The organism is Microtetraspora sp. NBRC 13810 (genome assembly GCF_030268685.1).
GTDB lineage: Bacteria > Actinomycetota > Actinomycetes > Streptosporangiales > Streptosporangiaceae > BSRQ01.
Map to the genome: position 1 here is coordinate 1 of NZ_BSRQ01000056.1, position 981 is coordinate 981.

General features: G+C 68.0%; 1 protein-coding gene. It reads left to right on the forward strand.

All coding sequences use genetic code 11. The features are described from left to right. The coding region (locus tag QSK26_RS41410; protein ID WP_285780850.1) for an AAA family ATPase at window positions 1-981 on the forward strand (981 nt) is incomplete at both ends.

Genomic DNA, 981 nt, shown 5'->3' on the forward strand with positions numbered 1-981 from the left:
CACCCGGGGTGACATCATCCTGTTCATCGACGAGCTGCACACGCTGGTCGGTGCGGGCGCGGCCGAGGGCGCGATCGACGCGGCGAGCATCCTGAAGCCGATGCTGGCCCGCGGCGAGCTGCAGACCATCGGCGCCACCACGCTCGACGAGTACCGCAAGCACCTGGAGAAGGACGCCGCGCTCGAGCGCCGGTTCCAGCCGATCCAGGTGGCCGAGCCGAGCCTCAGCCACACGATCGAGATCCTCAAGGGCCTGCGCGACCGTTACGAGGCGCACCACCGCGTGTCGATCACCGACGGCGCCCTGGTGGCCGCGGCGCAGCTCGCCGACCGCTACATCAGCGACCGGTTCCTGCCCGACAAGGCGATCGACCTGATCGACGAGGCCGGTTCCCGGATGCGCATCCGCCGGATGACCGCTCCGCCGGACCTGCGCGAGTACGACGAGAAGATCGCCAACGTGCGGCGTGACAAGGAGTCCGCGATCGACGCGCAGGACTTCGAGAAGGCCGCCGCGCTGCGCGACCAGGAGAAGCAGCTCCAGCTCAAGCGTGAGCGCAGGGAGAAGGAGTGGAAGGCCGGCGACATGGACGTCGTGGCCGAGGTGACCGAGGAGCTCATCGCCGAGGTCCTGGCCACCGCCACCGGCATCCCGGTCTTCAAGCTCACCGAGGAGGAGTCGCAGCGGCTGCTCCGCATGGAGGACGAGCTGCACAAGCGGATCATCGGTCAGGACGACGCGATCAAGGGTCTGTCCCGGTCGATCCGCCGGACCCGGGCCGGGTTGAAGGACCCGCGTCGTCCGGGTGGTTCGTTCATCTTCGCCGGTCCGTCCGGTGTCGGTAAGACCGAGCTGTCCAAGGCGCTGGCCGAGTTCCTGTTCGGGGACGAGGACGCGCTGATCATGCTGGACATGTCGGAGTTCATGGAGAAGCACACGGTCTCCCGGCTGTTCGGTTCCCCGCCCGGTTACGTGGGTTA